Here is a 486-nt window from a genome sequence, read left to right as displayed (position 1 = left end):
CCGCTCGACTGGCCCAGACCGTTCGTGTAGCCCTTGACCTGATAACCATCGGCGTTTGTGAACGCGACGATAACGTCGGCCAGCTCGGACTTATAGACGAACATCTCCTTCTCGCCCGAGCACCCGATCTTCTCCATCATCTTCTCGATGAGTTCTACAGGGCCGCGCTTACTGAAGAACTCCTTAGTCACCTTAGGACTACTGATGGTGACCTTGAATCCGGGAGTGAGGTAGGCTGCGAGTTCAGCCCATTCGATAGCGACGGACGCCGGGAACGACTTAGCGCTGAAGATTGAGGTACTGGGTACGACCCGGATCAGGGTGCCACGTTCCGGAGTCTTACCATCCCAACGCTTTGGGCCTTTCTTCATCTTCGTGACTTCGGTCACGAGGTGGCCATTCTCGAATGCGACGTAGTACCATGCGCCTTCGAACATCGTCCACACTTCCATCGAATCGGAAAGAGCGTTCGTGGCCTTAACACCA

At 55.3% G+C, this 486-nt stretch carries 1 protein-coding gene; it reads right to left on the bottom strand.

Annotated elements, in window-relative coordinates:
• The coding region (locus tag AC1RO3_RS08030; protein ID WP_481763934.1) for a hypothetical protein at window positions 1-437 on the bottom strand (437 nt) is incomplete at its 3' end.
• Between the last annotated feature and the right edge of the window lie 49 nt (window positions 438-486).

It is taken from the genome of Dellaglioa sp. CoH-57-MRSF-19, from assembly GCF_056781975.1.
The sequence above is the reverse complement of the archived record's forward strand: the minus strand, read 5'-3'. Positions and strand labels throughout refer to the sequence as shown.